Origin of the sequence: Symbiopectobacterium purcellii, assembly GCF_052050035.1 — a bacterium.
GTDB classification, from domain to species: Bacteria; Pseudomonadota; Gammaproteobacteria; order Enterobacterales; family Enterobacteriaceae; genus Symbiopectobacterium; species Symbiopectobacterium purcellii_A.
In genome coordinates this window covers 850632-872722 of record NZ_CP189882.1, presented here as the reverse complement: position 1 = coordinate 872722, position 22091 = coordinate 850632, and the positions used below count along the sequence as shown (strand labels likewise).

26 protein-coding genes, 1 tRNA gene and 2 pseudogenes are annotated in these 22091 nt (G+C 50.6%); 17 read left to right on the top strand and 12 right to left on the bottom strand.

Features of this window, described 5'->3' with window-relative positions; all coding sequences use genetic code 11:
* The first annotated feature begins 68 nt into the window (after positions 1-68).
* Positions 69-1019, top strand: a complete 951-nt coding sequence (gene mdh / locus ACQGXV_RS07025) for a malate dehydrogenase (protein WP_440865758.1) — start codon at positions 69-71, stop codon at positions 1017-1019.
* A 142-nt stretch (positions 1020-1161) separates the two neighbouring features.
* Here mdh and ACQGXV_RS07020 read toward each other — a convergent pair whose 3' ends face one another.
* From ACQGXV_RS07020 to ACQGXV_RS07010, 3 genes and pseudogenes are all read right to left on the bottom strand, one after another.
* Complete coding sequence (locus ACQGXV_RS07020; protein WP_440862665.1) at positions 1162-1695, bottom strand: IS630 family transposase; 534 nt, start codon at positions 1693-1695, stop codon at positions 1162-1164.
* A complete protein-coding gene (locus tag ACQGXV_RS07015) occupies positions 1619-1957 on the bottom strand; it encodes an IS630 transposase-related protein (protein WP_440862928.1) in 339 nt (112 codons plus the stop codon). Before ACQGXV_RS07015 ends, ACQGXV_RS07020 begins: the two co-directional genes overlap by 77 nt.
* A gap of 121 nt (positions 1958-2078) precedes the next feature.
* A pseudogene (locus ACQGXV_RS07010) lies at positions 2079-2335 on the bottom strand (helix-turn-helix domain-containing protein).
* A gap of 184 nt (positions 2336-2519) precedes the next feature.
* Here ACQGXV_RS07010 and ACQGXV_RS07005 point away from each other — a divergent pair.
* Both ACQGXV_RS07005 and ACQGXV_RS07000 read left to right on the top strand, forming a co-directional pair.
* Positions 2520-2906 carry a DNA-binding protein gene (locus ACQGXV_RS07005; protein ID WP_440865757.1) on the top strand — a complete coding sequence of 129 codons (387 nt, stop codon included), beginning with the start codon at positions 2520-2522 and terminating at the stop codon, positions 2904-2906.
* 269 nt (positions 2907-3175) lie between these two features.
* Positions 3176-3559, top strand: a complete 384-nt coding sequence (locus ACQGXV_RS07000) for a DNA-binding protein (protein WP_440865756.1) — start codon at positions 3176-3178, stop codon at positions 3557-3559.
* A gap of 12 nt (positions 3560-3571) precedes the next feature.
* Here ACQGXV_RS07000 and ispB read toward each other — a convergent pair whose 3' ends face one another.
* Positions 3572-4543 carry an octaprenyl diphosphate synthase gene (gene ispB, locus ACQGXV_RS06995; RefSeq protein ID WP_440865754.1) on the bottom strand — a complete coding sequence of 324 codons (972 nt, stop codon included), beginning with the start codon at positions 4541-4543 and terminating at the stop codon, positions 3572-3574.
* Between the two features lie 253 nt (positions 4544-4796).
* Between ispB and rplU the strand changes: the two genes are divergently transcribed.
* The 4 genes from rplU to cgtA all read left to right on the top strand — a co-directional run bounded on the left by rplU (position 4797) and on the right by cgtA (position 7869).
* Positions 4797-5108 (top strand): 50S ribosomal protein L21, encoded by a 312-nt coding sequence (rplU, locus tag ACQGXV_RS06990; RefSeq protein WP_440865752.1) that lies wholly within the window; start codon positions 4797-4799, stop codon positions 5106-5108.
* Positions 5109-5128: 20 nt separating this feature from the next.
* Positions 5129-5386, top strand: a complete 258-nt coding sequence (gene rpmA, locus ACQGXV_RS06985; RefSeq protein ID WP_440865751.1) for a 50S ribosomal protein L27 — start codon at positions 5129-5131, stop codon at positions 5384-5386.
* A gap of 99 nt (positions 5387-5485) precedes the next feature.
* Entirely contained in the window at positions 5486-6445 is a 960-nt protein-coding gene (locus ACQGXV_RS06980; protein ID WP_440865749.1) for a DMT family transporter, read from the top strand.
* A 251-nt stretch (positions 6446-6696) separates the two neighbouring features.
* Positions 6697-7869 (top strand): Obg family GTPase CgtA, encoded by a 1173-nt coding sequence (gene cgtA, locus ACQGXV_RS06975; RefSeq protein ID WP_440865748.1) that lies wholly within the window; start codon positions 6697-6699, stop codon positions 7867-7869.
* 87 nt (positions 7870-7956) lie between these two features.
* Here the strand turns inward: cgtA and dacB are convergent, their stop codons facing one another.
* Positions 7957-9405, bottom strand: coding sequence for a serine-type D-Ala-D-Ala carboxypeptidase (dacB, locus tag ACQGXV_RS06970; RefSeq protein WP_440865746.1), 1449 nt, complete (start codon positions 9403-9405; stop codon positions 7957-7959).
* A gap of 260 nt (positions 9406-9665) precedes the next feature.
* Here dacB and greA point away from each other — a divergent pair, with 260 nt between their 5' ends.
* Positions 9666-10142: a transcription elongation factor GreA gene (gene greA, locus ACQGXV_RS06965; RefSeq protein WP_222159515.1), complete on the top strand. Its 477-nt coding sequence runs from the start codon at positions 9666-9668 to the stop codon at positions 10140-10142.
* A 118-nt stretch (positions 10143-10260) separates the two neighbouring features.
* Here greA and yhbY read toward each other — a convergent pair whose 3' ends face one another.
* Positions 10261-10554 carry a ribosome assembly RNA-binding protein YhbY gene (gene yhbY / locus ACQGXV_RS06960; RefSeq protein WP_440865745.1) on the bottom strand — a complete coding sequence of 98 codons (294 nt, stop codon included), beginning with the start codon at positions 10552-10554 and terminating at the stop codon, positions 10261-10263.
* A gap of 188 nt (positions 10555-10742) precedes the next feature.
* Here yhbY and rlmE point away from each other — a divergent pair, with 188 nt between their 5' ends.
* The 7 genes from rlmE (at position 10743) to ACQGXV_RS06925 (ending at position 17868) form a co-directional block, all read left to right on the top strand.
* Positions 10743-11372 carry a 23S rRNA (uridine(2552)-2'-O)-methyltransferase RlmE gene (gene rlmE, locus ACQGXV_RS06955; protein ID WP_440865744.1) on the top strand — a complete coding sequence of 210 codons (630 nt, stop codon included), beginning with the start codon at positions 10743-10745 and terminating at the stop codon, positions 11370-11372.
* A 56-nt stretch (positions 11373-11428) separates the two neighbouring features.
* A complete protein-coding gene (ftsH, locus tag ACQGXV_RS06950) occupies positions 11429-13312 on the top strand; it encodes an ATP-dependent zinc metalloprotease FtsH (protein WP_440867310.1) in 1884 nt (627 codons plus the stop codon).
* A gap of 151 nt (positions 13313-13463) precedes the next feature.
* Entirely contained in the window at positions 13464-14297 is an 834-nt protein-coding gene (gene folP, locus ACQGXV_RS06945) for a dihydropteroate synthase (RefSeq protein ID WP_440865743.1), read from the top strand.
* Positions 14298-14303: 6 nt separating this feature from the next.
* The gene (glmM, locus tag ACQGXV_RS06940; protein ID WP_440865742.1) at positions 14304-15641 is read left to right on the top strand and encodes a phosphoglucosamine mutase; all 1338 of its coding nucleotides are present in this window, start codon (positions 14304-14306) and stop codon (positions 15639-15641) included.
* 251 nt (positions 15642-15892) lie between these two features.
* Positions 15893-16228: a preprotein translocase subunit SecG gene (secG, locus tag ACQGXV_RS06935; RefSeq protein ID WP_440867308.1), complete on the top strand. Its 336-nt coding sequence runs from the start codon at positions 15893-15895 to the stop codon at positions 16226-16228.
* Between the two features lie 16 nt (positions 16229-16244).
* Positions 16245-16331, top strand: a tRNA-Leu gene (locus tag ACQGXV_RS06930).
* A 295-nt stretch (positions 16332-16626) separates the two neighbouring features.
* Positions 16627-17868 (top strand): hypothetical protein, encoded by a 1242-nt coding sequence (locus ACQGXV_RS06925; RefSeq protein ID WP_440865740.1) that lies wholly within the window; start codon positions 16627-16629, stop codon positions 17866-17868.
* A gap of 56 nt (positions 17869-17924) precedes the next feature.
* Here the strand turns inward: ACQGXV_RS06925 and ACQGXV_RS06920 are convergent, their stop codons facing one another.
* Positions 17925-18149 carry a hypothetical protein gene (locus ACQGXV_RS06920; RefSeq protein ID WP_440865739.1) on the bottom strand — a complete coding sequence of 75 codons (225 nt, stop codon included), beginning with the start codon at positions 18147-18149 and terminating at the stop codon, positions 17925-17927.
* A 45-nt stretch (positions 18150-18194) separates the two neighbouring features.
* Positions 18195-18521, bottom strand: coding sequence for a ShlB/FhaC/HecB family hemolysin secretion/activation protein (locus tag ACQGXV_RS06915; RefSeq protein WP_440867306.1), 327 nt, complete (start codon positions 18519-18521; stop codon positions 18195-18197).
* A gap of 30 nt (positions 18522-18551) precedes the next feature.
* Between ACQGXV_RS06915 and ACQGXV_RS06910 the strand changes: the two genes are divergently transcribed.
* A protein-coding gene (locus ACQGXV_RS06910) for an IS3 family transposase (RefSeq protein ID WP_440865737.1) occupies positions 18552-19717 on the top strand; the annotation gives its coding sequence in 2 pieces (ribosomal slippage) (positions 18552-18795 and positions 18795-19717; 1167 coding nt in all).
* A 5-nt stretch (positions 19718-19722) separates the two neighbouring features.
* On the opposite strand, the pseudogene ACQGXV_RS06905 reads toward ACQGXV_RS06910, so the two are convergent.
* Positions 19723-19915 (bottom strand): annotated as a pseudogene (locus ACQGXV_RS06905) (glycoside hydrolase family 88 protein); the annotation flags it as partial.
* A 368-nt stretch (positions 19916-20283) separates the two neighbouring features.
* On the bottom strand, positions 20284-20586 hold the full coding sequence (locus ACQGXV_RS06900; RefSeq protein WP_440863630.1) for an IS30 family transposase: 303 nt from the start codon (positions 20584-20586) through the stop codon (positions 20284-20286).
* Here ACQGXV_RS06900 and ACQGXV_RS06895 point away from each other — a divergent pair.
* On the top strand, positions 20561-20755 hold the full coding sequence (locus ACQGXV_RS06895; RefSeq protein ID WP_440865735.1) for a hypothetical protein: 195 nt from the start codon (positions 20561-20563) through the stop codon (positions 20753-20755). The genes ACQGXV_RS06900 and ACQGXV_RS06895 overlap by 26 nt on opposite strands.
* Here the strand turns inward: ACQGXV_RS06895 and ACQGXV_RS06890 are convergent.
* Positions 20669-21316 carry an IS30 family transposase gene (locus ACQGXV_RS06890; RefSeq protein ID WP_440865698.1) on the bottom strand — a complete coding sequence of 216 codons (648 nt, stop codon included), beginning with the start codon at positions 21314-21316 and terminating at the stop codon, positions 20669-20671. The genes ACQGXV_RS06895 and ACQGXV_RS06890 overlap by 87 nt on opposite strands.
* A 35-nt stretch (positions 21317-21351) precedes the next feature.
* Positions 21352-21939 carry a glycoside hydrolase family 88 protein gene (locus ACQGXV_RS06885; protein WP_440865734.1) on the bottom strand — a complete coding sequence of 196 codons (588 nt, stop codon included), beginning with the start codon at positions 21937-21939 and terminating at the stop codon, positions 21352-21354.
* Positions 21940-22091: the final 152 nt, after the last annotated feature.

The window sequence follows — 22091 nt, the reverse complement described above, 5'->3', positions numbered from 1 at the left end:
ACGCATGTCTGGTGGTTTATTGCACAAATTCACGGCATTTTTACTTTTACGATAATAAGGAGTTTAGGATGAAAGTTGCAGTTCTCGGAGCAGCAGGCGGTATCGGTCAGGCTCTCGCGCTCCTGCTCAAAACCCAGCTTCCTTCAGGTTCAGAATTATCTCTTTATGACATTGCTCCGGTGACGCCGGGCGTCGCCGTTGATCTGAGCCATATCCCTACAGCAGTATCTATCAAAGGCTTTTGCGGCGAAGACGCCACCCCAGCGCTGGTCGGCGCGGACATCGTCCTGATCTCGGCCGGTGTCGCTCGCAAGCCGGGCATGGACCGTTCTGACCTGTTCAACGTGAATGCGGGGATTGTGCGCAATCTGGTAGAACAGATTGCCCGCACCAGCCCGAAAGCCTGCATTGGTATTATTACTAACCCGGTTAACACGACGGTAGCGATCGCCGCGGACGTACTGAAAAAAGCCGGTGTGTACGACAAGAACAAGCTGTTTGGCGTAACCACGCTGGATATTATCCGCTCCAACACCTTTGTGGCGGAACTGAAGGGTAAGCTGCCGCAACAGGTTGAAGTCCCTGTGATTGGCGGTCACTCTGGTGTCACGATCCTACCCCTGCTGTCGCAAATTCCTGGCGTAACGTTCAGCGAGCAGGAAGTGGCGGATCTTACCAAGCGTATCCAGAATGCGGGTACGGAAGTGGTGGAAGCCAAGGCCGGTGGCGGATCGGCAACCCTCTCCATGGGGCAGGCGGCGGCGCGTTTTGGGCTCTCTCTGGTACGCGCTCTGCAAGGCGACGAAGGGGTCGTGGAATGCGCCTATGTGGAAGGTGACGGCGAGCATGCCCGCTTCTTCGCACAGCCGCTGTTGTTGGGCAAATCCGGCATCGTTGAACGTAAAGCGATTGGCGCACTGAGCCCGTTTGAAAAACAGGCCCTGGAGAACATGCTGGGCACCCTGAGACAGGATATCGAATTGGGCGAATCCTTTGTGAGTGGCTCAGTACGCGGTTAATCGGTGTTTAAACGCCAGATCGTAATAAGCCGGAGAGAAGGTGCTCCGGCTTTTTTATATCAGGATTTTGGGTGAGGATCGTCAGGTCTGATCAATTTTCTCCTGTCAATCAGCATGTTATAGCCAAGCGACTTAATTTTGATTACACCATATGGACTGAGAACAAACTCTCTGTATCGCAACCCATCTCTCTTTTTTTGCTTTTTGCTTGTGCCCATTTATGCTCAATTGGGTTAAGATCTGGCGAATATGTAGGCAAATACTCCACCATATACCCTGCATCGATGATGACTTGTTGAATATTATGTTTTTTGTGAAAAGTGGCATTGTCCATCATGATTACACTGTTTTTAGGGAGTACTGGGATAAGGACTTGTGTGACCCAGGCATAGAAAACATCGCTGTTAATATTGATATCAAATAATCCGATAGCAAACAGCGTTGTGCCTAATAAAGCGCCGATAACATTTGTTCTTCCCCTAGCTCCCCAGTTCTTCAGGCCAAAACACCGTTGACCTTTTGGGGAATAGCCGTGAGTCCGTGGGGCATCGTGTGAAAAACCACTTTCATCAATAAAAACAATAGGTTTACCTTCTTTTTCATACTGTTGTTTTTTTTGTTGAAATCCCTGCCGGGCGTTTTCGTCGGCTTTCGGATGACGTAGAGTTTTTTTTATAGGTCAATCCCAGCTTTTTAAGCGCTTGCCAAATGGCCTTCTGACAAACGCCAAAACGCTCTGCACGTTCTTTTTGGTAAGCATCTGGATATTGTTCAACATCTTTTATCAACTCGGATTTATCGATCTTTCGCTGACGCGTGGTCGATGCTTTTGACTCTATTTGATTAATCCAACGCGATACAGAGGCAGGGCCAATCCGAAATTGCTTCGCTGTTTCTCGGATACTCAACCCTTCGTTTTTCCGTGTAGATATAGCCAAGCGACATTATTTTGATAACAGCCAGCTATGCTTCTTTGCCGCATATCAGGGCATAGGATGTAATCATTTTTAAGTCGGTTGGCTATATCACTTTACGTCTAAAATCAATTGAATAGCTCATTTAAATAATGTAATCAAAATTAAGTCGTTTAGCTATACTTTTCGGATCGTAGTAACGGCTGGGCCAGATTTCAGCGGGATGAATGCTGATTGCCTTGGCGATAAGCCATTCACCCTTGGGCCAGGGGCGTGATATCGCATTGGCCAGGGTGGAGGAGCCAATCCCGCTTCTCGTGAGACTGCCGCCAGTGTGGTGCCTTTTTTACGGAGTGCGGCAATGATATCCGCAGGGTGCCAGTCGTGTTTCCTTGCGCTCATAATCTTTCCTTCTTGCTACAAGATAATGGTCCATTGGTGGTATAAATAACGCTTGTCAGTTAAACGCATGGAATGCGTTAACGGAATTAGGAAAAAATATACCATGATATTTCCAATAATTTTCCTAACGACGCTCCTAATAAATTAAATTTTGTAATGCATCGCACTATCAGGATGAAAGGCTATGAAAAAAGAGTGGTTCACCACTGCTGAATTGCTGGGGATGGCGGGATTGCCTAAAACACGGCAAGGCGTAAATAAACGTGCTCGGGAAGACGGGTGGGAAAAGCGCCGTCATAAAGGGGTTCAAGGGCGCTGCGTTGAATACTCCCTCTATAGTCTGCCAGCGCAGGTGCAGCATTCGCTTTCACTGCAAGAAACCCCTTCATCCTACGCGGTACGTCAGGCCGATATGCTGGCCGTCTGGATTCAGATCTATCAACAGTGTTCTGAGCATGAAAGAGAGGCGCTGGTCGCGCATATCTTGCGTTATGGTATGGCCTCTGTGTTGTCTCAGTTGCGGATTTCATCGTCAGATGACGCCGTACCTGATGACCCATCCGCTGCCTGAATCTGTGCTGATGTCCTCTTTTGCGGATGGTGTACACTCCGCTTGCCTGTCATTTTTTTTCCCTTCTTTGTTCAGTTCCCGTTTCAACGTCAGCGTGCGTTTTAGTCCAATATATAACACCTAATCGCTAATTTAATCGGTAACCGTTATGTGTTATTAGGAAGTTTATTGTTGTTTTTTTATTTTCATTATTGGAAACCGAGGCGGCGGTGTGGAACATCGATCGTCACCTTGGCGTGCGTTAATGCCGTTTATGGAGGATGTTGCGAATGGAAAAAGCATGGTTGACGCCCCAGGAGCTACTGGGCATAGCAGGTTTGCCAAAATCGAGACAAGGCCTTAACAAACGCGCCAGAGAAGAAGGCTGGGAAAAACGTAAACGAAAAGGGGTGCAGGGGCGAGCCGTTGAATATGCGCGAGAGAGTTTACCTCAGGAGGTGCGCAAGCGGCTCCAGATTCGGGAGATGACTGAAATATCACCACCGGCCTATACGACGCTTGTCAAGCCGCTGTTGGCTTCCTGGATTCAGATATTTGAAAAACTCTCTATCAGTGAGCAGGAAGCGTTGATCGATTTTGTGCTACGCGAAGGCGCGATTGCCATGTTGTCACGCCTTGAGATCGCAAGCGTTCCCAACGCATCGACAACATAGCGCACGGACGCCTTAATAATCGCGTTGCACGGCAATATGAGCCAGGCCTTCCAGTGCCTCACGGAACGGGGTCGGTGGCAGCGCTTGAAGCGCGGAAATGGCTTTATCCGCCTCTTGCTCTGCACGCTGCCGGGTGTATTCCAGCGAGCCGCACTGCTGCATGGCAGCAAGCACCGGTTCCAAAAGATGGCGACCATTGCCCTCTTCGATAGCCTTGCGGATCATTGCACATTGCTCACTATTGCCGTTACGCATGGCGTGTAGCAGCGGCAGCGTGGGTTTGCCTTCGTTCAGGTCGTCACCGGTATTTTTGCCTAAGGTTTTACCGTCGGCGCTGTAATCCAGCAAATCGTCAATCAGTTGGAATGCCGTGCCGAGATAACGCCCATATTCCTGTAACGCTTTTTCTTGCTCATCGGTAGCACCCGCCAGGATCCCAGAGGCTTGTGCTGCCGCTTCGAACAGGCGCGCCGTCTTACTGTAGATGACGCGCATATAACTTTCTTCGGTGATATCCGGATCGTTACAGTTCATCAGTTGCAGTACTTCGCCTTCAGCGATGACGTTGACCGCTTCAGACATCAGCGCCAGTACGCGCAGCGAGCCCAGGCTGGTCATCATCTGGAACGCGCGCGTATAGATGAAATCGCCAACCAGTACACTGGCTGCATTGCCGAAAGCGGCATTGGCCGTTTCCTTGCCACGACGCATATCGGATTCATCCACTACATCGTCATGCAGCAGCGTGGCGGTGTGGATAAACTCAATCAATGCGGCGACTGTCACATGTTTATCACCTTCATATGCCAGCGCGCGGGCGGCCAGTACGGCTATCATGGGCCGAATACGCTTACCGCCACCACCGATAATGTAATTGCCAATCTGGTTGATAAGTACAACATCTGAATTAAGTTTTGCCAGAATAACGCCATTGACGTCATTCATATCATGGGCCGCTAATGCTGTGATCTGTTCTAGATTCATATCTGTGCCAGTGCTTTTTCTGTACGCCGTGGTTAGGGTCGGTTCCATACCGGCTTCAATGGTTATTGTGGACTGATTGTACTTGAAAAATGGCACAGATAAATGGTCGTGTAGAACCTGTACTCTTTTTCTTCAATTCTCTCGAATCTGCACTTGTCATCGGTAGGTTTTTTGCGTAGAATTCGCGCCCTATTGTGAATATTTATAGCGTGCTCGAATACTCAATATGAGTACGCGGAAAGCGGAGTTTTATATGTACGCAGTTTTCCAAAGTGGTGGCAAACAACACCGAGTAAGCGAAGGTCAAACCGTTCGCTTGGAAAAGCTGGACATCGCAACTGGTGAAGTTGTTGAATTTGACCAGGTTCTGATGGTTGCAGATGGTGAAGAAATCAAAATCGGCGTTCCTTTCGTCGATGGTGGCAAGATCAAGGCAGAAGTTGTTGCCCATGGTCGCGGTGAGAAAGTAACGATTGTTAAATTCCGTCGCCGTAAACAATACCGTAAGCAAGCGGGCCACCGTCAGTGGTTCACTGACGTGAAAATTACTGGCATCAGCGCTTAAGACTTAGGAGAGCGGATTAAATGGCACACAAAAAAGCTGGCGGCTCGACTCGTAACGGCCGCGACTCCAACGCACAACGTCTGGGCGTAAAACGTTTCGGCGGTGAAAGCGTTCTGGCTGGCAACATCATCGTTCGTCAACGTGGTACTAAATTCCAAGCGGGCACCAACGTAGGTTGCGGTAAAGACCACACTCTGTTTGCTTTGGCTGACGGTAAAGTCCAGTTCGAAGTTAAAGGCCCGAAAAACCGTAAATACATCAGCATCGTAGCTGAGTAATTTTCGAGCTAGGTCTTACAGATATAAAGCCCCGCAATTCGTTGCGGGGCTTTTTACATTTCCATATCCCTTCACCACCCGCAATAAACTGAGAGAACCATGCAGACGAAACAGCAGGCTGGCATCGGGCTGAGCCTGGCCTTGACGGCGGCAGTATGCTGGGGCGCGCTGCCCATCGCCATGAAGCAGGTGCTTGTTGTCATGGAGCCCTATACCGTGGTGTGGTATCGGTTTTTTATGGCCTCGATTGGGCTTGGGATCATTCTTTTCTCTCGTCGTCAGTTGCCGCCGCTGCGTCTTTTTCGCCATCGGCGCTGGTGGGTGCTGTTGTTGATTGCCACGGGTGGGCTGCTGGGTAACTTTGTGCTGTTCAGTTCCTCACTCAAGTTTTTAAGCCCCACCACATCGCAAGTGATTGGACAACTTTCCCTGGTGGGAATGATGTTCGCCAGCGTGCTTATTCTGAAAGAGAAAATGCGTGGCACGCAGATTATCGGAGCCATGATGTTGCTGTGCGGTATGCTGTTGTTTTTCAACGCCAGTCTGATTGAAATTTTTACCCGACTGACGGATTACACCCTGGGTGTGTTGTTGGGAATGGGCGCCGCTACGGTGTGGGTGAGTTACGGCGTGGCGCAAAAAGTATTACTGCGCCGCCTGTCGTCACAACAGACTTTGCTGCTGCTGTACGTCCTGTGTGTATTGTGTATTACGCCGTGGGCGCACCCCGAGACCATTTTTCAACTGACCCGCTGGCAGTTGATTTGTTTGCTTTTCTGCGGTGTGAATACATTGGTTGGCTATGGCGCATTGGCTGAGGCGATGGCGCGCTGGCAGGCGGCCCAGGTGAGTGCCATTATTACCTTGACGCCGCTGTTTACGTTGTTGTTCTCTGACCTGTTGGCAATCCTGTGGCCGCTCTATTTTGCCACCCCGGCGTTAAATCTTGTTGGTTATATAGGGGCGTTTGTCGTGGTCTCCGGGGCGATGTTTTCCTCGATTGGGCACCGTTTTTTTCCGGGAAGAAAACGCGATAATGTCATACCTGTGCCAAAGTAATGCACGCTAGCCTGAGGCTATCGATGGTGGTGTGTACTGTTTATTTTTAATACAGATGAAATCAGTGCGGGAAGCGGGTACAATGCCGCTCCCTTGCGAGGCTGGTTCTGTTACGTTCCGTTTTTTGCATGATGCGCGGCGGTTATTTACGCGTCATGCCATGAAAGCATCACGCCAAAGAGAACCGACAATGTCCTGATGCATGGCGTCTGATGATAGGTAATCTCTAAAGGTTGTTGCGGAGAGAGTGAATGAAGTTTGTAGATGAAGCGACCATTCTGGTGGTGGCTGGTGATGGCGGTAATGGCTGTGTTAGCTTCCGCCGTGAAAAATATATCCCCAATGGTGGTCCGGACGGCGGTGATGGTGGCGACGGCGGTGACGTTTATCTGTTGGCGGATGAAAGCCTGAATACGTTGATCGATTTTCGCTTTGAAAAATCGTATCGCGCCGAGCGCGGCCAGAACGGGCAAAGCCGTGATTGTACCGGCAAGCGCGGTAAAGATATTACCATCAAGGTGCCGATTGGTACGCGCGTGCTGGACGAAAGCACCGGAGAGGTGCTGGGTGATATGACGCGCCACGAGCAGCGTTTGATGGTGGCGAAAGGCGGCTGGCACGGACTGGGTAATACCCGTTTCAAATCGTCGGTTAACCGTGCACCGCGTCAGAAAACCAGTGGTACAGCAGGCGAAGAACGTTCTCTGATGCTGGAATTGTTGCTGCTGGCAGATGTCGGGATGCTGGGGTTGCCGAATGCCGGTAAATCGACGTTTATTCGCGCGGTGTCTGCCGCTAAGCCCAAGGTGGCGGATTATCCTTTCACCACACTGGTGCCTAGCCTGGGCGTGGTGCGCATGGACAGCGAGAAAAGCTTCGTCGTGGCCGATATTCCTGGGCTGATCGAAGGCGCTTCCGAAGGTGCAGGTCTGGGGATTCGTTTTCTCAAACACCTGGAACGCTGTCGCGTACTGCTGCACCTGATCGACCTTGCGCCGATCGACGAATCAGATCCGGTAGAAAATGCCAAAGTGATCGTCAATGAGTTGCAGCAATACCGTGCTTCTCTGGCAGAAAAACCGCGTTGGTTGGTGTTCAACAAGGTCGATCTGATCGAGAAAGAGGAAGCAGAGCAGCGCGCTAAAGCGATTGCCGACGCATTAGGTTGGGAAGGTAAATACTACCTGATCTCTGCGGCTAACCGTTCTGGCGTCAACGCACTGTGCTGGGATGTGATTAACTTCTTGGAAACACAGCCGAAAGCCATGGCTATCGAAGAGAAAGGGCCTGAAAAAGTCGAGTTCATGTGGGATGACTACCACCGTGAGCAGCTGGCCGCCGTCGAAAATGAAGCCGAAGAAGAGTGGGATGACGACTGGGACGAGGATGACGACGAAGGCGTCGAGATCATTTACCAGAAGTAATGCTCAGGCGAAGATCCTCCGCTGACGGAGGATCTTGATTACGCGACCCTTGGCACGATCCCTTTTTTGGGATCGTACTTTTTTATGTTAGTTGCTCTGATAAAGATCTTTGTAAAGACGACTTTCAAAGCGCGCCAGCGGCACACGTCGTGCGCGCTGATCTTCAGGGGGGACCGCATAGCCCGACAGGAATTGCACGAAAGCCATGCGCTGGCCGCTGGCCGTAGTGATAAAGCCTGCAAGGTTATACACCCCTTGCAGCGCACCGGTTTTGGCGGAAACCTTGCCGTCAACGCCGGCTTCATGCAGTCCGGCACGGTACTGTAAGGTACCGTTGTAACCAGCCAGCGGCAGCATATCAATGAATTTCAATTCGTTATCGTGCTGAGCGATGTATTGCAGCGCCTGCATCATGGTGGCGGGCGAAATCAGGTTGTGGCGCGACAGGCCAGAGCCGTCAACAACAATGCTGTTATCCAGATTGACGCCCGCTTTGTGTCGTAGTACCTGACGCACCGCATCGGCTCCAGCACGCCAGGTGCCTGGCACGCTGAAGCGTTCATGTCCGATGGTACGAAAAACCGTATCTGCAATCATGTTATCTGATTTTTTCAGCATGATGGTGAGCAGGTCATGCAGCGGTGCGGATTGCGTCTGAACCAGCACGGTGCCCGCAGGGCTTGACAGCGTTTGGCGACGTAAGCTGCCCGTGATACGGATATCCGCCTGTAACATCTCATCTTTAACGATGGCGCCGGCGTAGCTGGCACCATCCTGAATAGCGAAAGCCAACGGTAACGGTTCGGCGCGTTGCATCAGACAGCCGGTCAGTGTGAAACGGTTCAATTCGCCCGGTACCACGTCCAGTTCGCAATATTGCGCGTCAGACGAGCCTTTGGCTAGCGTGCGCACTTCGCTGAACATCTGGACCGGGTAGTAGGAGGCAACGCGAATAAACGCGTTGTCACCCGCTTTAGGCGCACTGTAGAGGGAGACGGAAAAGCAGTTGCGATCGACAATGGCAGCGCCCGGCGGTGCGCTAAAGCACTGTGTCATATCGTTCCATGGCCAGCCCGGTGCTTTGTCATGGCTGGCGAACACCGAGGTATCGATGATCACATCACCAGCGATACTTTGTACGCCGCGTTTTTTCAATTCGGCGACCATATTACGGATCTGCTGGCGCTTCAGTGTCGGGTCGCCGCTGAAGCGTACCACCAAATTACCGTTCAATTTTCCAGCATTCACTGCACCATGGCTTTCCAGCGTGGTGACGAAACGGTAATCTGGACCTAGCTGTAGCAAAGCGGCTAAAGCCGTCAACACTTTCTGGGTACTGGCGGGTAATGCCATTTGTTCACTGTTGTAAGCCACTGCGGGACTACTGGCGCCTATTTTTTGTGCCAAAAACGCCAAATTAGCGCCATCCGGCAGGTATTGAATGTGATCGTTAATGCTTGCTGCGTGAGCCGGTAACACAGAGCTCTGTAGCACAACCGCGCAGGCAAGTCCGGAAAAAGTCGATAAAAAACGCATAATCTCAGCTTACAACAGGGTAACGTGGGGTCATACTACGGCGCAATGCGGTCTAAAGTAAACGGTGACCCTTATGGAACTCTGGGTTAAAATACGTATCAAAATGCAAAATCGCTCCTGACCTGAAACCTTGTTCCGGGTCAGGTTACTTTTGTTTATTGCCAGGGAGCGCTGGCATACCGACCGTCTGTCGCATTGTTCGTTGAAGCGTCAGGATGACGATAATGAACGTCTTACAAGTTTCTTAGAGGTTTGAAGATATGAAACAATTTCCGATGACATTGCGTGGTGCAGAAAAACTACGTGAAGAGCTAGAATTCTTGAAAGGCACTCGCCGTCCGGAAATCATTGCGGCGATTGCTGATGCTCGTGAACACGGTGATTTAAAAGAGAATGCTGAATACCATGCGGCGCGCGAGCAGCAGGGCTTTTGCGAAGGCCGCATTCAGGAAATCGAAGCCAAGTTGTCCAATGCACAAGTGATTGATGTGACAAAAATGCCAGCCAATGGGCGCGTTATTTTTGGTGCAACCGTGTCCGTGATGAACCTGGACACGGAAGAAGAACAAACCTATCGCATCGTGGGCGATGATGAAGCGGATTTCAAACAAAACCTGATTTCTGTGAATTCGCCTATTGCCCGTGGGTTGATTGGCAAAGAGCAGGATGATGTCGTGACCATCAGGACGCCCGGTGGTCTGGTCGAATATGAGATCCTGAAAGTCGCCTATCTGTAATTTCGCCGATTAAATCGGCAAATTGTGTAAAGAAAAGCAAAAGGCCGCATGCGGCCTTTTCTCTAACGAACAGGCGTGGCACCGTTTCGTTAAATGTGAAACACGGTGATATAATTGGTTACTTGGTTAACACAATTTTACGTTCTTTCGACGGGCGATACAGAACCAGCGTATGGCCGATAACCTGAACGTTGCAGGTACCGGTTTCGCGGATAATGGCTTCAACAATCAATGACTTAGCATCCCGATCTTCAGTTGCAATTTTAACTTTGATCAGCTCATGATGTTCTAGCGATTGTTCAATTTCAGCCAGAACACCTTCGGTAAGGCCATTATTACCCAGCATAACCACCGGTTTTAGCGGGTGAGCCAAGCCTTTGAGGTGCTGTTTTTGTTTGTTGCTTAGATTCATGTGTCTTTTTTACTTAGGTTGGGATTGAAAACGGGTCATTCTACCGCCATCTCACCATTATAACCAATTTGGTGACGTTGATGGGCCGATCTTTAGCGGCGTCGGTGTTAAGCAATACCCGTTGTAAATGACAAGTTGATGGTTAATGGCAAGTTGGTTGTTGTACATAACAAAGAGTTGGAAAGCCGATGGCAAATAAAAAGCGTTCTGCAAGCTCCAGTCGCTGGTTGCAGGAACACTTTAGCGATAAATATGTACAGCAGGCGCAGAAAAAGGGGCTACGCTCTCGCGCTTGGTTTAAACTGGATGAAATACAGCGCACTGACAAACTGTTTAAACCGGGCATGACTGTAGTAGATCTGGGCGCTGCGCCTGGTGGATGGTCTCAATACGTGGTGACGCAGATCGGCAATGCGGGCAGGATCATCGCGTGCGATATTTTACCAATGGATCCCATCGTTGGTGTCGATTTCCTTCAAGGCGATTTTCGTGATGAATTAGTGCTTGGCGCCTTGATGGAGCGGGTAGGGGATAATAAAGTTCAGGTTGTGATGTCAGACATGGCACCCAACATGAGCGGGACCCCAGCCGTGGATATTCCAAGAGCCATGTATCTGGTTGAGTTGGCGTTTGAAATGTGTCGGAATGTTCTGACACCGGGCGGAAGTTTTCTGGTGAAGGTCTTTCAGGGAGATGGCTTTGATGAATATCTGCGACAAATTCGCTCCCTGTTCACAACAGTGAAGATTCGTAAGCCTGATGCTTCGCGTGCTCGTTCTCGTGAAGTGTACATTGTAGCGACAGGGAGTAAACTGTAGTACCCTAACGCTGTTTTTTAACACAGTTGTAATATGAGGTTAATCCATTGAGTGACATGGCTAAAAACCTGATTCTCTGGCTCGTCATCGCAGTGGTGCTGATGTCCGTATTCCAGAGCTTTGGGCCCAGCGAGTCAAATGGCAGCCGGGTGGACTATTCTACCTTCTTGACTGAGGTGAATCAGGAGCAGGTCCGTGAAACACGTATTAACGGGCGTGAGATTAACGTTACAAGAAAAGATGGCAACCGCTACACCACCTTTATTCCTGTTAACGATCCCAAGCTGCTGGATAACCTGCTGACCAAGAATGTGAAAGTGGTTGGTGAACCGCCGGAAGAGCCGAGCTTGCTGGCATCGATCTTCATCTCCTGGTTCCCGATGCTGTTGCTGATTGGCGTCTGGATTTTCTTCATGCGTCAGATGCAAGGCGGTGGCGGTAAAGGCGCCATGTCCTTTGGCAAAAGCAAAGCGCGCATGCTGACCGAAGATCAAATTAAAACCACGTTTGCTGACGTCGCTGGCTGTGATGAAGCCAAAGAAGAAGTGAGCGAACTGGTGGAATACCTGCGCGAGCCCAGCCGCTTCCAGAAACTGGGCGGTAAAATTCCGAAAGGCATCCTGATGGTAGGGCCGCCGGGAACGGGTAAGACCCTGCTTGCCAAGGCAATTGCCGGCGAAGCGAAGGTACCATTCTTCACCATTTCCGGTTCTGACTTTGTTGAAATGTTCGTGGGTGTCGGTGCATCTCGTGTGCGTGACATGTTCGAGCAGGCGAAAAAAGCAGCGCCTTGTATCATCTTCATCGATGAGATCGATGCCGTAGGCCGCCAACGTGGTGCGGGTCTGGGCGGTGGTCATGATGAACGCGAACAAACCCTGAACCAGATGCTGGTTGAGATGGATGGTTTTGAAGGCACCGAAGGTATTATCGTGATTGCCGCAACCAACCGTCCTGACGTACTTGACCCTGCATTGCTGCGTCCGGGCCGTTTTGACCGTCAGGTGGTGGTTGGCCTGCCGGACGTTCGTGGTCGTGAGCAGATCCTGAAAGTGCACATGCGTCGCGTTCCCTTGGTGACGGATATGGATGCCTCGGTGATTGCGCGCGGTACGCCGGGCTTCTCCGGTGCCGATTTGGCAAACCTGGTGAACGAGGCGGCGCTGTTCGCTGCACGCGGTAACAAACGCGTGGTCTCCATGGTGGAGTTTGAGAAAGCCAAAGACAAGATCATGATGGGGGCTGAACGCCGCTCTATGGTCATGACGGAAGCGCAGAAAGAATCTACCGCTTATCATGAAGCGGGCCATGCGATTATTGGCCGTCTGGTGCCGGAGCACGATCCGGTGCACAAAGTCACCATTATTCCGCGCGGTCGTGCACTGGGTGTGACCTTCTTCTTGCCGGAAGGCGACGCGATCAGCGCCAGCCGTCAGAAGCTGGAGAGCCAAATTTCCACGCTGTACGGCGGTCGTCTGGCGGAAGAGATTATCTATGGCGCAGAAAAAGTATCCACCGGCGCGTCGAACGACATCAAAGTGGCAACGTCTATTGCGCGTAACATGGTAACGCAGTGGGGCTTCTCAGAAAAACTGGGGCCGTTGCTGTACGCAGAAGAAGATGGCGAAGTGTTCCTAGGCCGTTCAGTTGCCAAGGCAAAACACATGTCTGACGAAACGGCGCGCATTATCGATCAGGAAGTTAAATCACTGGTTGAGCGTAACTACGTGCGGGCGCGTGAGCTGTTGATGGCGAATATGGATGTGCTGCATTCGATGAAGGATGCGCTGATGAAGTACGAAACTATCGATGCGCCGCAAATTGATGATTTGATGTCACGCAGTGACGTGCGTCCGCCTGCGGGATGGGAAAGTGCACCGGCCAGCAACAATGAACCGGGCAACGGTGGCGGTACGCCGACCGCAGCACAGCCAAGCTGATAAGCGAGAAGTGCAGACTACCGCGTGCACGGTTATAGCAGCGTTATGTGATAGTGTTATCCGGTCATAGCGCTGCTGACCTCCTCTTTTAAAACCCCGGCGTACCGGGGTTTTTCTTTATTCATAACCCGGTTGTTAAAGGAAGAAGGTGATGAAACTAGTTGCCCATGATGCCATTTTGGATCTCACTCATCCTCAGGTGATGGGGATTCTCAACGTTACGCCCGATTCATTTTCCGACGGTGGCAAATACACCGCTCTCGATGAAGCTATCCGCCATGCGCAAGAGATAGTCAACGCAGGGGCTACGCTGATTGATATCGGCGGCGAGTCCACGCGCCCCGGCGCGGCGGATGTCAGCGTGCAGGAAGAGCTGGATCGTGTTATCCCGGTGGTTGAAGCGTTGGCGGCGCGCTTTGATGCCTGGCTCTCGGTTGACACGTCCAAACCCGAGGTGATTAGCGCAGCGGCGCAGGCCGGTGCCCATCTGATTAACGATATTCGTTCATTGCAAGAACCGGGCGCACTGGAAGCCGCAGCGGCAACCGTGCTACCGATTTGCCTGATGCATATGCAAGGCCAGCCGAAAACCATGCAGCATAACCCGCATTATGACGATGTGGTGGCCGAGGTAAACGCCTACTTCCAACAGCAGATCGTACGGTGTATCGAGGCTGGCATTGAAAAAGAGCGCCTGCTGCTGGATCCCGGGTTCGGTTTCGGTAAGAATTTGTCGCATAATTACCGCCTCCTGGCGCATTTGCCGGAGTTGCATCATTTTGGTTTACCGCTGCTGGTCGGGATGTCGAGAAAATCCATGGTGGGACAACTGCTCAATGTTCCTCCGCTCCAGCGCGTACATGGTAGCGTCGCCTGTGCAGTCATTGCTGCCATGCAGGGCGCGCATATTATTCGCGTACACGATGTAAAAGCGACGGTTGACGCGATGCGAGTTGTTGAAGCCACGTTGGCAGAGAAGGAATAATAACTAATGAGTAACCGCAAATATTTTGGTACGGATGGTGTGCGAGGCAAAGTGGGCGAGACGCCCATCACCCCGGATTTTGTGTTAAAACTCGGTTGGGCTGCCGGTAAAGTGCTGGCGAGCCACGGATCGCGCAAAATCATTATCGGTAAAGACACGCGTATTTCTGGCTATATGCTGGAGTCTGCGTTGGAAGCTGGGCTTGCCGCCGCCGGGCTATCGGCGTCATTTACTGGCCCGATGCCGACACCTGCCGTGGCGTATCTCACGCGTACTTTCCGTGCTGAAGCGGGCATTGTTATCTCTGCATCACACAACCCCTACTACGACAATGGCATCAAGTTTTTCTCTATCGATGGCACAAAACTGCCGGATGAGGTCGAAGAAGCCATCGAAGCTGAGCTGGATAAACCGCTGACCTGCGTGGAATCGGCTGAATTAGGCAAAGCGAATCGCATTGTGGATGCTGCCGGGCGCTACATTGAGTTTTGTAAAAGCACGTTCCCGAACGAACTGAGCTTGAGTGGGTTAAAAATCGTGGTGGATTGTGCCAATGGTGCGACCTACCACATTGCTCCAAGCGTGTTGCGCGAGCTGGGCGCAAAAGTGATTGCCATTGGCTGTGAACCAGACGGCATGAATATCAACGAATCCTGCGGTGCAACAGATGTGCGTCAGCTTCAATCCCGCGTGTTGGCGGAAAAGGCGGACGTTGGTCTGGCGTTTGATGGCGACGGCGATCGGTTGATCATGGTGGATCACGAAGGTAATAAGGTTGATGGCGATCAGATCCTCTATATCATTGCTCGGGAAGGGTTGCGTCAAGGGCAACTGCGCGGCGGCGCTGTGGGTACATTGATGAGCAACATGGGCCTGGAACTGGCATTGAAACAACTGGGGATTCCGTTTGCTCGTGCCAAAGTGGGCGATCGCTATGTGCTGGAAAAAATGCAGGAGAAAGGCTGGCGTATTGGCGCAGAGAACTCTGGGCATGTCATTTTGCTGGATAAAACCACTACAGGCGACGGCATTATTGCCGGTCTTCAAGTGCTGACGGCGATGGTACGCAACCATATGTCGCTGCACGATCTCTGTAGCGGCATGAAGTTATTTCCGCAGGTGTTGGTTAACGTGCGCTTCACCGGCAGTAGCGATCCGCTGGAAAGCGACGCCGTGAAAAACGTGGTGTCAGAGGTGGAGAAAACGCTGGTGGGACGTGGTCGCGTACTGCTGCGTAAGTCAGGTACAGAGCCTTTGATTCGCGTGATGGTGGAAGGGGAAGATGAAGCACTGGTTATCAGCCTTGCTAATCAGATTGCGGATGTCGTGAAGGCTGCGCATTAATTTCTTGGGTGACGGGTTGCCTTTGCAGAGCCTTGTGAAGACAACCTCAGCACCCGTTGATGGCTTTAGCCGTTTTTTTCCGCAATCGCATTGATCTTTCTAAAATACACTTGCGTCGCACAGTGGGTTTGGTTAGTATTCAGACCCGCCCTACAAGGGACAAACGCTGTCCGTTGAGCGAGATGTGTGCGGTTTTCCGCGAGAATTTAGCCTCCTAATCTGATGATGGGAAAACAGTTACGGGTACTATGATGTACGAAGCTCTTTTAGTCATTTTCCTGTTGATCGCATTAGGCCTGGTAGGTCTTATCATGCTGCAACAAGGTAAAGGTGCTGATATGGGTGCCTCGTTCGGAGCTGGAGCATCGGCAACGTTGTTCGGTTCGAGCGGTTCCGGTAACTTTATGACACGCATGACCGTAGTACTGGCGACGTTGTTTTTTGTCCTCAGTCTGGTTTTAGGGAACATTAGTTCACATCAGAGCAAGAGCGGCAGTAAGTGGTATAATCTGGGTCAACCTGCTCAGGTTGAACAGCCTGCTACGCCAGCAGCACCGGCTGCACCTGCGAGTGACATTCCCAAGTAATTGAAAGATTTCGGATGCCGAGGTGGTGGAATTGGTAGACACGCTACCTTGAGGTGGTAGTGCCCGATTGGGCTTACGGGTTCAAGTCCCGTCCTCGGTACCAACATTTAAAAAAAGACGTCAATCGACGTCTTTTTTTATTTTAACCTTTTTATCGCTGTAACTGCTATCAAGCCGATTTTTCTGCTCTCCACAACCCCTCCTGATCCTGCATTCCGATACAGACTGCTGCATGCATTAACGGGCTTTGTTTACTCTCTGTTGCTCAAAGGCGTTCCCTTAAAATTTCATTGTGCTGGTTATGAAATAATCATCGTCACACAGGTTGTCGCTGTCTGGGCAACCTGCATAGCTGTAAGTCGTGAAATGATGAGTAATTAACGAAGGGTATAAGCGTAATGATGATAAAAAATGTTGGAGTCCCTCTATCACCGCAAGTGAATGGAACAAGTACCACCCGCATCGGGGACGGTGATATGAATACCGCTACTGAGCCAAAAAAATCGGTACCAAAAGGCAAACTGCAACGGCTCTTATCGGGCATAAGCAACTGTTCTTGCACCTTGTCTACTACGGTAAAAAAGGTATTTGTCGGTTTCGGTGATGTATTCAAGGCCATCACGGCGAAATGGGGAAGGGATGCGTCCACCCCCTCGCGTATGCCGACGCAAAAGGCTTCCGCTGCTGAGGTGAAGGCCCTGTACAATAAGTTTCTGTTAGCGTTGGTCTCTGACGAGAGTGAGAACACGGTGACGCCAAAAAACATCTTGAGTCCGCTGCTTAACGATGGAAAGCCAGTTCCTAGTGATAAGAATAGCGATAGTGACAGCGATAAAGATAAAAAGATGATTTTTGATTATCTCCTTAAAAACCCAACAAGCCATTTGTTTAGCAGCGATAATATCCGTTGCCAGGGTGATTATATTTTTTTCAACAAACCTATTTCGTTGGTTCGGCAGGGTAACGATCTCTTATTTATCACCAATCCTATGGAAGGACGGGCGATCTCCAAGGTGAAGATTGATACGCGTGGTGGAAGCAATGGGGAGTTCCGTGGTGAAACCGCCATGAAGGTTTTGCGAGACGAAACGCTGACATTCACAAGCCTGTCCGATCTGTGCCAAAAAATGACCGCGAACCCGCAACGCAATATCAGCGCGATGCGCACCGGCAACACGCTCGCCAAGGCGTTTAATGCGAATAAACAAGAGGCCGCATTTTTACTGTATGGACAACATAGTGATCGTTTTAACGCATTCGTTACGGTGACGGGGGCAGGGGATTTCGTTTCTCAGTTCGACTATGCCACGTTGGCGCAGCCGACTCAATGGTATAGCGCTGAGGCGAGCAGCGAAAATGTGCTTTCTCGAGCGAATGTTGTGCCAGACAATGTGTCACCCAGAGTGTCTGACAAGACTTTGTTGGCTATGCGCCGCACTATCAGCACTGGGCCGGGACATGTATTGGCAATGGCTAAGCGTTTTGATGCGCAGCCGTCGACGACTGACAATGCTTCGGTTCAGCACGATGCACCAAACCGCAAGCAGGTGATATCTCCTGCGATTAAGGCTCTGCAAGATAAATTGGCTGCGAATGTTAACCAGAATAAACCGCTAGGTGGCACTATTCGCCAACGCTAGCGGTAAGTGGTAAGCGAAAACGCCGTATCAGATGGAGGATAGGGTTATTGCGTCGATCAGAAGAAGGTTAATACGCGCAGATTGACACTGTCGTCATCGGGTTCGCCGCTTTGTTTACCTCGGGCATATTCAACGGAGACCATGGCGCTGTTAGGGCTGGCTATCTGGCTGGTGCTCAGACGTAAGCCCACCCCGTAAGCGCTGCCGTGCACTTCTTTTTGTTCTAACGCTGTCGGTTTCGAGAGCCCAACGGTGCCCAGTGAACCAAAAGCGTAAGGCATCAGCGCATTACCAAAGGCCGGTGCCCAGGAAAAGGCACCTAATGGCTATGGAATCCCCACTTCCGCACGCCCTATTAGGGAACTGTCACCGCTCATTGTGCCGGAGTCAAAAGCGGAGACCCAACTTGAACCGCCCATAGACACCTGCTCGGAAGAGGGCAATACGTTATTGAATGCCGTCTGTGCCAATCCCGCCAGTGAGAGCTGTACCTTGCCGTCAGCCAACCCCTGGCTGTAGTTCATGGTCAACTCTACCTTTTGAAAATCGGGTGTGGCGCCGTCTTTACTCATGGGGAGGTTAACGCTTCCCTTTCTGGCTCCGAGCCCATTGTAGTGGCATACTGAATTTGGCCACCTAAGTAGAGGTGATATGCTTACCTCATAATTTTTATAGGTGCCAAAATGAGTAAAATAATTACTTCTGAATTTAAATGTGAAACCGCCAAATTAGTCCTTGACCAAAATTATACCTACCAGGAAGCCGCGAAAGCCATGAACGTCAGTCTTTCAGCGATTAGCCGGTGGGTAAGAGCCCTTCGTTTAGAACGTCAAGGGAAAACATCGCCTGGTCTGCCATTAACACCTGAACAAATTGAGTTCAGAGAAATGAAGAAAAAAATCCACCGACTGGAAATGGAGAATGCCATCTTAAAAAAGGCTACTGCGCTCTTAATGTCCGACTCACTGAAAAATTCTCGGTAGTTGAAAAGCTAAGAGCGCTTTATCCAGTGAAAGCGTTGTGTCGTATTTTTAATGTTCACCGAAGCAGTTATCGCTATTGGTGTCGACCTAAGGAGCCAGATATTGAGCGGACGATAAAACGTAGCCTGGTCAGCGAAGCGTGGAACGTTAGTGGCGGGTCTGCGGGCGCAAGGACTATCGCCACGATGGTTACCAATACACACGACGTGAAACTTGGGCGGTGGTTAGCGGGTAAGTTGATGAAAGAATTAACCCTCGTTAGTTGCCAAACAAGAAAACATCAATACAACCGCGGTGGAAATGAACGTATTGATATTCCAAATCTGCTCAATAGGCAGTTCGCTGTTACCAAGCCTGACCAGGTTTGGTGCGGCGATGTAACCTATATTTGGACAGGCGACCGATGGGCGTATCTGGCGGTGGTATTAGATTTATTTGCCCGAAAACCCGTGGGTTGGGCAATGTCGTTTTCGCCAGATTCAGAATTAACAGCCAAAGCACTACAAATGCCTTGGGAACTGCGTGGGCATCCCAAACAAGTCATGTTTCATAGTGACCAAGGAAGCCATTACACCAGTCTTCAGTATAGGCAGGCATTGTGGCGTCATCAGATGACCCAAAGTATGAGTCGCAGAGGAAATTGTTGGGATAATAGTCCGATGGAGCGATTCTTCCGTAGTCTGAATACTGAATGGGTGCCAACGACTGGCTACCAAAGCTTTAGTACTGCTCAATCATCCATTATTCGCTACATAACCTATTATTATAGCGATGTCAGACCTCACTGGTATAACGGTGGGTTAACACCAAATGAATCAGAACGGCTGTTCCATCAACAGTCAGGTAGGGTGGCCAAATTTAGTTGACCACTACACTCCAGCAGATAAAGACGTACGCCGTTATCGATAGGAGCAATCTCCAGCAGATCGAGAATTCCAACGGTGATCCACGCGTTGCCACGCGCCCAGCGGGCTTGCGCAAAATTGTTTTTTTTGCGCAAAGCTCCAACCGTGGTACCACAGCCCGGTTTTCGGGTCATTGAGGTAGCGTGCGTGCAGCAAGAACGCCCCATTCCCAGTCGAAACGCAACAAAACGGTAGGGCATTATGCCGCCTGTAAGTGCGTTAAAAATACCTCATTTGGAGAACGATAACCCAGCGATTTTCGGCCTCGCGTAGGCTTTGTTGAATAATTTAAGATACTGATTTATATAAGCATTATAAAATTCCAACGACTAATTTTTCCTCTCGGAATGCTTTTTATTGTGCTAACTATTTGATTTGTCGTTCTAACAAAATACATTCTCTGTAAATGCATTCTAACTATAGCCAAGCGACATTATTTTGATAACAGCCAGCTATGCTTCTTTGCCGCATATCAGGGCATAGGATGTAATCATTTTTAAGTCGGTTGGCTATAAAGAAGATGTAAATCAAACGGTTAAATTATTCAACAAAGCCCCTCGCGTATTGAGCAGGTGTTCGAGTGCTGCAACCTTGCGATGGGTGACATAATTGAAGTCCGTTCCCTTCGGGTAAAAACGCCGTATCAGCCCGTTGGTATGCTCATTCAACCCGCGTTCCCAGGAATGATATGGCCGGGCAAAGTAGACCGGTGCCCCCGTGACTTTTGTAATTTCCCCGTGCTGGGAAAATTCAGAACCGTTGTCAGCAGTCAGGGTTTTAAACTCGCAGAAGGTATTGGCAACGATGTCCCTGAAGGCCGCTATAGCCAACCGACTTAAAAATGATTACATCCTATGCCCTGATATGCGGCAAAGAAGCATAGCTGGCTGTTATCAAAATAATGTCGCTTGGCTATACCACTGTCTCTGCTCGCTTGTTGGGCAGTTTGCGAATGATGACCAGCTTGACGGCTTTATCGACCACCGTCAGCAGGAATGATTTCTGATCTTTGCCAAAGATGGTGTCAATCTCGAAATGCCCGGGTTCCTGCTTGAGGTCAGCAACGGCCGGCCGCTGCTCAATGCCAACACGGTTGGGAATAGGACCGCGTTTGTTCTCATCGGTCTGATAGTTATACCGTTTACCCCGATGAGGGAGCTGCTGATACAGCTCACCGCCGGCCCGGCGCTCCTGCTGGATATAGCGATAGAGCGAGTTCTTGCTGACGGACAGGCCAAATTCCAGGACCAGGCGCCCACTGATGACCTCAGGTGAGGTGTGGGTAGACAGCGCCGTTCTGATAAAGTCCTGAATGTGCGGTTCAAGCTGGTTAATCACGCTGTCCGGCCGAGTTTTCTGCCGCCGCCCTCTTGCCAACGTTTCGGCCCTTCTGCAGGAATAGACTCCGTTGAAAGCGGCGTCGGTATTGCGTCTGAGTTCCCTGCTGATGGTAGAACGAGGAAGCTCCAGTTCCCGGGCGATGGTGGCCTGGTTAACCCCATCACCACGCCGTTTTTCGATGTAGAACCGCTCTTTGTGAGTCAGATGTTTTCCCTGCATGCAACGGGATCTCCAGTAGGGCCAGAACGGTGATTTTATCCGGGTCTGGCCAGTGGGTCACTTTGTTGCATTTCGACTGGGAATGGGGCGAACTGACGTACCGCTTCGTCGACCAGTTCCTGACGGCCTGAAACCGTACCGTAATGCGCAAGGAACAACACCACCATAAACAGTGTGTCGTCCCATATCTCCATCTGGTTCACACCGTCAGACACCACATGCTGGAAGCCCTGTTCCGGCGTGCGTGGCAGTTTGGTCATCACATCGTTCGCCCAACTGTCCAACACGCGCGCGTAATCATCATTACGGGTGTGTTGCCACAGCAGCGACAGCGGTAGCATCGGGGCGGTAGTGTTCACGTTGAGCGGCGGTAAACCCTGTGCTATCTGCCGGTCAAACCAGGTGGTGAGAGTGGCAAGCAGATCTTCTCGACGGGTGAATTCCCACAGGCGGAACAGCCCGTACAGGACCACGCCCTGCGGCCATTCCCAACTGTTGAAAGAGATATAATCTCCCGGCGTACCATCCAGGTTGGGCTCGTGAAAACGGCCTTCGTCTTTCAGGCCGATAGTGCCTGTTATCAGGGCATCTAACTGTGCGTTCAGTGTGGTGTTGCTGCTCATTGCGTCGGTTTTCCCTTGGTAAAAGAGTGCGTCTGCAAATGGTGTAGCATTTGCGCAAAAAAATGCGCAATACGAAAATTTTTTTGCGTTAATGTTTTGTGATTTTGATTAACTTTTTGCCGAGGTGCGTACCGATCAGGTTTTTTTTATTT